The 8,705-nt window shown below is 57.3% G+C and carries 12 protein-coding genes; 6 read left to right on the top strand and 6 right to left on the bottom strand.

The window, feature by feature from the left end; genetic code table 11:
• On the top strand, positions 1–253 hold a 253-nt coding region (locus XI08_RS10550), incomplete at its 5' end, for a hypothetical protein (RefSeq protein WP_271574353.1).
• A gap of 48 nt (positions 254–301) precedes the next feature.
• Here the strand turns inward: XI08_RS10550 and XI08_RS10545 are convergent.
• Complete coding sequence (locus XI08_RS10545; protein ID WP_271574352.1) at positions 302–493, bottom strand: hypothetical protein; 192 nt, start codon at positions 491–493, stop codon at positions 302–304.
• Positions 494–867: 374 nt separating this feature from the next.
• Here XI08_RS10545 and XI08_RS10540 point away from each other — a divergent pair, with 374 nt between their 5' ends.
• Positions 868–1,089 carry a hypothetical protein gene (locus XI08_RS10540; protein ID WP_271574351.1) on the top strand — a complete coding sequence of 74 codons (222 nt, stop codon included), beginning with the start codon at positions 868–870 and terminating at the stop codon, positions 1,087–1,089.
• 11 nt (positions 1,090–1,100) lie between these two features.
• The gene (locus XI08_RS10535) at positions 1,101–1,520 is read left to right on the top strand and encodes a hypothetical protein (protein WP_161533453.1); all 420 of its coding nucleotides are present in this window, start codon (positions 1,101–1,103) and stop codon (positions 1,518–1,520) included.
• Positions 1,521–2,177: 657 nt separating this feature from the next.
• Here XI08_RS10535 and XI08_RS10530 read toward each other — a convergent pair.
• Together XI08_RS10530 and XI08_RS10525 are read right to left on the bottom strand one after the other, a co-directional pair.
• Positions 2,178–2,816 (bottom strand): LabA-like NYN domain-containing protein, encoded by a 639-nt coding sequence (locus tag XI08_RS10530; protein ID WP_161536983.1) that lies wholly within the window; start codon positions 2,814–2,816, stop codon positions 2,178–2,180.
• Between the two features lie 630 nt (positions 2,817–3,446).
• A complete protein-coding gene (locus tag XI08_RS10525; protein ID WP_161533454.1) occupies positions 3,447–3,638 on the bottom strand; it encodes a CsbD family protein in 192 nt (63 codons plus the stop codon).
• Between the two features lie 412 nt (positions 3,639–4,050).
• On the opposite strand from XI08_RS10525, the gene XI08_RS10520 reads away from it, so the two are divergent.
• Positions 4,051–4,287: a hypothetical protein gene (locus tag XI08_RS10520; protein ID WP_161533455.1), complete on the top strand. Its 237-nt coding sequence runs from the start codon at positions 4,051–4,053 to the stop codon at positions 4,285–4,287.
• 286 nt (positions 4,288–4,573) lie between these two features.
• Here XI08_RS10520 and XI08_RS10515 read toward each other — a convergent pair whose 3' ends face one another.
• From XI08_RS10515 to XI08_RS10505, 3 genes are all read right to left on the bottom strand, one after another.
• Complete coding sequence (locus tag XI08_RS10515) at positions 4,574–4,954, bottom strand: hypothetical protein (protein WP_271574354.1); 381 nt, start codon at positions 4,952–4,954, stop codon at positions 4,574–4,576.
• Positions 4,955–5,865: 911 nt separating this feature from the next.
• Positions 5,866–6,108 (bottom strand): hypothetical protein, encoded by a 243-nt coding sequence (locus XI08_RS10510; RefSeq protein ID WP_161533456.1) that lies wholly within the window; start codon positions 6,106–6,108, stop codon positions 5,866–5,868.
• A 111-nt stretch (positions 6,109–6,219) separates the two neighbouring features.
• Positions 6,220–6,483 (bottom strand): hypothetical protein, encoded by a 264-nt coding sequence (locus XI08_RS10505; protein WP_271574350.1) that lies wholly within the window; start codon positions 6,481–6,483, stop codon positions 6,220–6,222.
• A 453-nt stretch (positions 6,484–6,936) separates the two neighbouring features.
• Between XI08_RS10505 and XI08_RS10500 the strand changes: the two genes are divergently transcribed.
• Together XI08_RS10500 and XI08_RS10495 are read left to right on the top strand one after the other, a co-directional pair.
• A complete protein-coding gene (locus tag XI08_RS10500; protein WP_271574349.1) occupies positions 6,937–7,218 on the top strand; it encodes a hypothetical protein in 282 nt (93 codons plus the stop codon).
• A gap of 478 nt (positions 7,219–7,696) precedes the next feature.
• Positions 7,697–8,182, top strand: coding sequence for a hypothetical protein (locus XI08_RS10495; RefSeq protein ID WP_161533458.1), 486 nt, complete (start codon positions 7,697–7,699; stop codon positions 8,180–8,182).
• Positions 8,183–8,705: the final 523 nt, after the last annotated feature.

Here is an 8,705-nt window from a genome sequence, read left to right as displayed (position 1 = left end):
AAGACGACCGCCGCGACCAGTCGACGACGACCACCTGATCTGGCTCTCCGGCGAGGCGCGTCAAGATCATGCGGCACAGCTCCTTCCGGCAAGCATTCTGATCGTTGAAATCGCCGACTACACCATCCGATGTGGCGCAGATTGCGCCGCAAAAAGGAAGCCGCCAGGAATCGAGCCTATCAGGCGGAACAACACTGTGGCCTCGAAATTAAACCCCCATGGGAGCTGTAAAGGACATCCGCAAGCAGGCTGAGGTGGCTGAAAAGGCAGCCGCACGCGCTGCGGATGCCTTTGTGGCAAATCAGATGAAGACCTTGGCCGAAGCATTCCGGGCCCAGGCCGAGACCATGAAAAAGAACAAAAAGAAGAAGAAATGAGTTTCACCGTCAAAGCCATGTGCAGGCACGGCGAGCTGGCGCACCGGAGGAAGACCGTCGAAGCGGCCCTCAAGAAAGCCAGGGAGCTTGCCAAGATAGGCTGTTACGACGTCCATATCATTACCCCAGAAGGTCGGGACTACGCCTCGTCCGAGTTCGGAGACCTTCCACGATCGGCCGTCGCATGGCTACCTATTCAGAAAACCAACACCCACCCGTGAGCTGGGCCTCGACAGAAGCAACGACATGTGTCGATGGATTGTTCCTGAACGTCCGCCGGCTACTTGATGCACTGCCACTTGTCGAAAGGCTGGGCGAGGGTATCCTGGCGACGGCGCCGCTTAGGCTTGGGGATCATTGATTGCGCTGACGCCGTGGGGGCAGAGGCTCGCTCGCGGTAGGCCGCCGTTGAAGAAGTCTTGCAAGTTCGTGACTTCGGCCAGATACTTGGTTGAGATCCTTGGCCACCAGCAATCCGAGGAGGACGATCATGGCAATCCAGATCGTGATGGATCGCAGCGGCGACAGCCGACATCATTTCAATGCCGACGACGCACAAGATCTGGCAAGAGCGGAGCAGCGGTTCTACGAGCTCACCAATGCCGGCTTTGCCGCGTCGGTCCGTTCGGGTCCAGGTCAGGTCTCGCAGATCCGATCGTTCGACCCAACTGTGAAGGAAACCGTCTTCTTCCCCAGATTGGTCGGTGGATAACCGAGACGGTCATGTTCGGATTTCGACCTTCGCGGGGCGGCCGCTCCCGAATGAAGGCGGCGAGAGCGCTCTTCATCCGGCACGGCGCCGAGGGCACGCCGGAGGGCCGGTCGCTGCAACTCTTGCGGGAATGGATGTCGCCAGCCCAGCGTGAACAGTTCGCCAGGAAGGGCTACTTTGAGGTGATCGGGAGCGACAGCGGCATTCGATACAGGATCCACGCCGGGGCCTCGGTCAACGTGTGCGAGATCGACGAGAGAGGTCGCATACAGGTGGGGTTGTGTTTCATGCCGATCGGCGCTCTGCCGATCGGAGACGTCATACTCGCCCAAAAGATCGCGCTGGAAACATGCGAGGGTGAGGTTCGCGCTGTGGCCCGGAAGTTCGCACCTAACGGTTTCCATTTCAGGCAAGCACGGCCTCTCGGGTAAGCCTAACCTCGCCTAGACCGCAACGGAGCCGTTCTAGCTAGGCTCCTTTCTGCGGCGCCTTGGCCGCTAGCTTCTTGCCGCCGCTTGGCCGTGACGAGGGTCGCTATGCGGCCTAAATTCAGCCGACGCGGTGGATTCATTTTGATCCGGCCCGAATTCAGAGCCGCCGATAGAAGCACGATTTAATTCTGGCCGGCATGCGGTGGCAAGGGCGGATGGGGTCGAGCCAAACCTATCGTGCCCGGCGGCGCTTCCGTGCTGGCGCTGCGAGGGTCGACATTGTGCAAGATCGTCAAAAACGCTGTGACAACTGCAATAACGAAAGCTGCAGCAAAGATAGCTAATACTGTACGGTGAGTATTCATCGCTGACCCTTCTGCACCCCTAACTGATGAGCTGCCGCGGCAACTGAATTGTTCTCGCCCCTTTATGCTTAAGGCGATATTCGCTGTGTAGGGCGAACGCGCCTTCGGTGTGCTCATCCTTGAACAGGGCGTCCGCCATATCGTCAAAGCCGATGCAGCAAGCAGACGGTCGAACGTGCTTGCGCCGACAATAAGCACCATGCCTGCGAGGTGCATGTGAGCAGACATTTCGCTGGTCAATTGGGAGGCGGCTAAGGGCCACCGCCTGCCGCTGCTCACTGGCACTTCGAGATCATTCCTCAAGAACGCTATCATTTCCCTTGGGTGGCACAGCCGTCACGCGCTGCAAAGATTGCGGCGCGGATTGACGCACCTCACGCTCGCGCGGGGCAGCTCGTTCAGAGGCGGGCCGCTCGATCTTGGATCGCAGCTCGACGAGGTCGGTGAACAAGTCGGCCTGGCGGCGCAACTCATCGGCGATCATCGGCGGCTGGCTCGCAATTGTTGATACAACGGTGACCCGCACACCACGCCGCTGCACGGCTTCAACCAGAGAGCGGAAATCGCCATCACCGGAGAACAGCACCATCTGGTCGATGTGCTCGGCGAGCTCCATGGCGTCCACCGCGAGCTCGATGTCCATGTTGCCCTTGACCTTGCGGCGGCCGCTGCCGTCGATGAATTCCTTCGTGGCCTTGGTGACCACGGTGTACCCGTTGTAGTCGAGCCAGTCGATCAGGGGACGGATCGAAGAGTATTCCTGGTCCTCGATGATGGCGGTGTAGTAGAACGCGCGGAGAACCGACCCGCGGCTATGAAATTCAGTCAGCAGGCGCCTGTAATCGATGTCGAAACCCAGCGTTTTCGCCGTGGCATAGAGATTGGCTCCATCGATGAAGAGCACAATCTTGCTGGTGGATGACATTTTGATCTCTGAAGCTTGAAGTGCCAAGCTGCGGGATGTGCACGTCAACCCGCCAATGAGGCGGCACTTCCAAAGTCCTCATCAGAGCCCTAAGCCCCGATGCTATACTCGGGTCCTTCAACCTTCAAACAGTTTTGCTGTAGCCATAATTAATTCGTAACACCCGAAGGCTCCGAAAGCTCCCAGCGGTATTTAGGGGATTTTCTGTCGCTGTGGACGGGGTCAGCGCTGTCGATTATTCTTGGCCTATCCACAATCTTTTGCAGTGCAATGACTGGCCAGTTCAAGCTCTTTGATATCGCTCTCGCGCCGCGGGGCCGAAGATGGAGCTGGTGCGTATGCACCAGCGACGGAACGACCATAGTCTCAGGTCGGGAGGGCAGCCGCGCCGCCGCCAGATACAAAGCGGCCAGGGCGCTTTTTCTGCTGCTGCTTTCGGCATCCTATCAGTCCACCGGATTGAAGCACTCCAACAAGAGGTCCTGCTCATAGGGCGCGACGCCCGATGCAACGACGCATCCTCTTAGAGCGGCGGTATCAGGTCGCCTTCCGCCACGATCCGGCGAGCTATCAGACCGCCCAGTAGAAAAAGAAAAGACCGCCCGGAGGTGGCTGGTTTTTTGGTCCTCTCTTTGCTTATTTCTTGAGGGCGTCAGCGGCGTCCCGCGCTGCATCCTTCACATCTCCCACGGCGTTGTGGGCGGATCCCTTGGCCTTATCGATCTTGCCTTCGGTTTCGATGTGCTTGTCGCCACTGAGCTTGCCGGCACCTTCTTTGATGGCGCCTTTTACCTTGTCGGCGGCGTCCTTCACATGTTCGCGGTCCATTATCGTCTTCCTTTGTCCGGAAGACCAGCACAACGAAAGCCTTTCGAAGTAGTTCCTCGGAGAACTAGCAGTCTTGCACACGAAGGCTTCTGAATTTGGCCGTTCTCAGACCTCGGCAATGTCAGCTTGTGCGCCATTTTAAGGGATAAGCCGACAGCCGGGGATTTGGATCGCCACTCGGAAGGCATTTGATGCGCGGTTGAAAGGACACAATGCATGGACGAAAAGGCGAACGCGCAAGCGTTTTACAAGTCCCATCGGTGAGTGGGCGCTGCAAGTTTTCCCGGGCGAGCGGCAGACCCGCTTTATTGGCCCAGTGTACGATAAGACGGCATGGCTGACTTTTTCGCATTTTAGGAACGAGGCAAGAACGCGGCGTGTTGATTGAGAGGTGGGCGCGCGGAGCCTCGCAATGGCCAGTATGTCAAGGAAAGACCTGGAGTTAATTGCCCTGCAGGAGATCCGGAGCTTTCCGGGCGGCGAATTGGTTATCGCGGTTGAAGTTGAATGCGATGAGGACGACCCGAACACTATGAATTGGCATTTGAACGTTACTGCGGCCGATGGCGCCGACATTGACCGCATCAATTATGCTGCTCGGACGACAACCGAAAGATTAAAACGTCGATACGCTCTCCAGCGACACTGAATATCAACCGCGAGAGCGTCTGGAGCCAAGGTTTGCACCAGTGGGTAGGAACAACCGACGCCCAACTTAGGTCAGGAGGACATTCGTATTCGTGCCTGCGAGGTTTGGCGTGCTGCGGGCAAGCCAAGCGGAGACGTGGATCGCTTCTGATATGCAGCCGAGAAGCAGCTTCTGACGGGGCGGTCGCAGCCAGATGATCTGCCGCCCGGCATCACAGACAATTTGCCGGTCTAGGACCGATCAAGACGCGTGGCGACTATGCCACGCGCCTTCGAGCAACGAACCGTCAACGTTTAGCGGGCGGGCCGCTCTTGTTTCCCGGCAGACCTTTGATATTCGATGAGTCCTGTTGCTGGGTCGACGTGTTCTGACCGACAGTACCTTTTGGAGAGGGGCCGCTTTTGCCACCCGGTGCTCCGGCAATTCCTGTTCCGGAATTTTGAGCGCTAGGTGTTGTCGTCGTGGAATCGGCGCGACCCGAGCTACCGCCAGGCATTTGCGCTGCGGAACCTGGTCTGTCCTGTTCACCGACGTAACCCGACGCACCGGAGTTTTGAGTCTTGATGCCTTTATCGGCTTCGTTTTGCATGTTTGGCGAGGTCTGTTGAGCCACCACTGGCGTCAGGCCAGCGGCAAGAACGATTGCTGCAAGTGCGATTCGACGCATGCTTTCCTCCTCAGGTGGTTTGCTCAACAACGTGAGAAGGACCCGCTGTTTCCTAGTTTCTGTAATTCTTTGAAGATCGATCGCACCCAAGTTTCACGAGGGTGAGGGCGCACTTGGCGGCCTCTGTGCGGAGCTTTTCCAACTGAGCCTTCATTGCAGCTATTCCGTTCCCTGAGGGGAACCGTACTGTCAAAGTGTGAAAGCGAACAGAGCTGAATGCCGAATTTTCCTAGGCTTGGGTCGCTGGAGACGCAGTTCAGCACCTCGAGCGGCCCCCGCCTTCACACCTCAAAAGCCCCCCGCGGCCGGGGCCGTCTTTCGAGTGGCTATCAATTAGTCCAAGCCACCTTGGGCCTCGGAACGCGCGCGAGCTACTGCGGATCGAGAGGTGTGGAAAAGCCGTTGACCCGCCGCAAGATCCTGACAGGGGCGGGGAGAGCCCTACTCAAGAAACAGCTGCAGAGATAGTGGGCCGCAGCTGGGACATGAAGCCCCGTCACGATCCCGCATCGACTCAAGCGCGCTCTTCCACAGCGCAATTCTGCGCTGTCTGGAGACGAGCATGGGAGCGACGCTTTGCGGCTTTCGCTTTGGCTAATTTCCAATCAGCTACCGATCTAGATCGACCAAATATATTGGCAGACCAGCATCTGCAGATCGCGCTGAAGTCTGCTCTCGGTAGCGGTTCTTTTCTCCGGGATTGGCAAGTCGAACGCGCAATATAGCCAATTCGTCGCAAAGAGGCTTTCCGCCCGACCGCGCCGCGTTGAGTTTGGTGCGTATTCTTTGGTCGGCACAGATCGCCTCAGCATCCGAATATTTTCGAGCAGCGAAGGCAACAACCGGCCTTCGATCGACCTCGATTGTGAACACCGATAGCGAAAGCCTATCATCGCGCATGACTTTCCTTGCTAGATCGCGCCGATTTTCACGCAGATTACATGAATGATCACAAATATTGGGAGCGCGCCCAAAAACCATGCGACCGCATCGCCCTCGCGATCCGACGCAAACTCGCGGTTTGCATCGGTCTCGGTGCCGTGACGGACGATGACCGAATAGGCTCTGCTTGGGCGGTGGCGCTTGACCGCTTGCCTCAAGAGATGCTTCACGGCGGTTTCTTGCTCGCTTAGGAGACCGGAACGAGTGTCCATTATCGTTGATCCTCTATCCAGGCCTGCAGGAGCAGCTTCGAGAGCAGTTTGCCTACAGGCACTTCCCAAATCCCCTAACGGGCGCTGCAAACACTTCCGAGGACCGGCGGTTCACGCTGGCGGGCCTTTCAGTTTTGGCGCAACTGCCGCACGAGCGGCCCTTTTCAGCGCCGCATCGATGGTCTTGAAACGCGTGCCGCGAGGAGATAGTCCGCTCTGCCGCTTGGGCGATAATTTGGAAACTCTGGTAGCTAGCCGCAGATTGCTGCCGCAGCTGGTGCATTCATAGAGCTTCAGCTCGTAACCTTTGCCGGGAAAAAGGACCTTGAGCACTCGAGGTTGATTACAAACCATGCATCCGGCTTCGCCGTTCACGATAGATCCCCCGGAAAAGCAATTTGGTCGAAATGAACGGAACGAGATCTGAGTCTGGATCCAGAGGCAATAGGTCTGCCATGCCGCGATGAAAGTGGCCCGGTGAGCATTCTGCAAATTGTCGATCGATGATGGCCCGGACGTCGCGCGCTATTGCCTCCCGTAGACGCCGCCATTCCTCCGCGCGCGAGAGTGCCGAATGTAAACAAGCCCCTGCCGGTGCACGCGACAGGGGCCGTGCAGATGGATGCCGCGAGGCTCTTGCGAGGTGTCGTGCCAAGGACCCGCTTTGATAGAACGTTGGATTGAAGCTTTCGGAGGGCGGGAATGTTGGGCATCTCGCGCAAATAAGAGGCACCGTTCCCGCGGGCTCAGTGGGACAGTTCGAACTTCCGGATCTCCTGCACCCGCGTCAGGCAATAGTCTCGATACAATTCTTCAATGAATGCCCACATGATCGAATCCCCGTTGGCCAATGTACGCGAGCTTGATCAGGCTTTGTTTCGGGAGTGCTTCGCGGAGCTGGCAGAATGGTTTCAGGATCCCGCCGTGGCATATTCGGGGGGCGGCCTTGCCCCTTTTTTGGCCCCCGGCCTGGCAAACCAAAAGCCCGGCACGAAGGCCGGGCTTCATCGGGAATATGCTCTGGTACGCCGCAATGGGCCTACTTTACAAAAGCTCACGCTGCCGTCTGTCTGTTCTCGAACATTAGCATTCTGGAATTTGGCGCATTAGGGGTACTCCTCTTGTCGTTGAAACGGCGGCAAGCGCCGCATTTGAGCGGCGCCTGCGGCCTGCGCTGCTACCGTTGCGCACGATCGGTGCAGCGATCTCCGTTCCGTCGCAAGACGAGCGCCTACGGCTTGCATTCCAGCCCCGATGCTTTCAGTGCGACTTCCACAACCCATGGAAACGCTTCGTCCAGTCATAACCACGCAGTCGCCATCCCGCTAAAGCCGCAGGCGATATCCATCGTGTTTTATTTCATGAAACCACTCGGCGCCGGCGGGAACCGCCTCGCCGAGCGTCGGTAGGCAAAACTCGAAACGCATAGGCCGAACATAGGCATCCACCTTCGAATTGCGACCGGCGGGGACTTCCCCTTGTCTCGCCGGTCAGGAACCAGCCAGGCGAAACGCGATGCCGATCCCTGCTTCTCTGCGGGGAGCGTGCTAAGAGATGGGGCAATGAGCAGCATACGAGCCGACGAGATATGATTTTAAGCACTCACGCAGTTGTCGGCGGCGCCATCGCTAGCCTGTTCCCGTCGCACCCAGTCCTCGTTACGGTCACGGCCTTTGCAAGCCACTTTGCGATCGATGCGATCCCGCACTGGGACTATCCACTTCGAGCGATCAAATTAAAGCGTGATGCCAACAATCGCGGCCTGCTAGTGGATCCAAGGCTTTTTTACGATTTGGCGCTTATCGGCTTCGATGCTTGCGTGGGTCTATTGATGACAATTTGGCTTTTCGCGACCCCCGCGACGACTGGGGTGATCGTGCTCGGCGCCATTGCAGGAATGTCGCCCGATCCCTTACGGGTCGCGCATAGAATGTTTCCGAAACAGCCCCTGACGACCTTGCAACGTTTCCATAGATGGGCCCACACGAAGCGGACGCTTAGCTGGCCGCTCGGCATCAGCTCGCAAGCATTCTTTGCCGCATCCGTATCCTGGATAGTTTTGACAGTCGGCTGAGGACGCTCGCAAGGCGATTGCTGAGTACAGCGCACGACATGAATGAGTTGGTGCACATCGCCTGTCTCGCCTGTGTCTTCACGCTGGCGGGCTTTTCATGCGTTTGTGAACTGCTTCACAAACGTGCGAGCGTTGGCGGTTTTCTATTTCCCTCGGCCTGCGCGGTCGCGATCGAACATAAGAGGAGATATTAATGAAGCTTATTCTTTCAATCTTCATGATTTTTCCGGCGAGCGCTTTCGCCAACGATTGTCCGGGATTTCTAAACTACGTGAAGGCCAATTCGCAGCTAAAACAGCACAATAACAGTCAGATTCAATGCTTTATGACTAGGCCGCCCAAGCAGCACACTAAAGTATTCACTTTTTCATACCGTCTCGGGATCTTATCCCGACCGACAACTGTCCTGCTCTGGCGGTGGCCAAAGCTTCGGGAAGGCGCTCAAAAACTAGTCACGTGAATCTAAAGTTCGCCACATAAAGTCTGCTGGGCTTTGTGGCAGAAGCGTTTGACGGAAGCCAAG

Source organism: Bradyrhizobium sp. CCBAU 11361 (assembly GCF_028128935.1).
GTDB lineage: Bacteria > Pseudomonadota > Alphaproteobacteria > Rhizobiales > Xanthobacteraceae > Bradyrhizobium > Bradyrhizobium niftali.
This window is presented reverse-complemented; position numbering and strand designations above follow the sequence as displayed.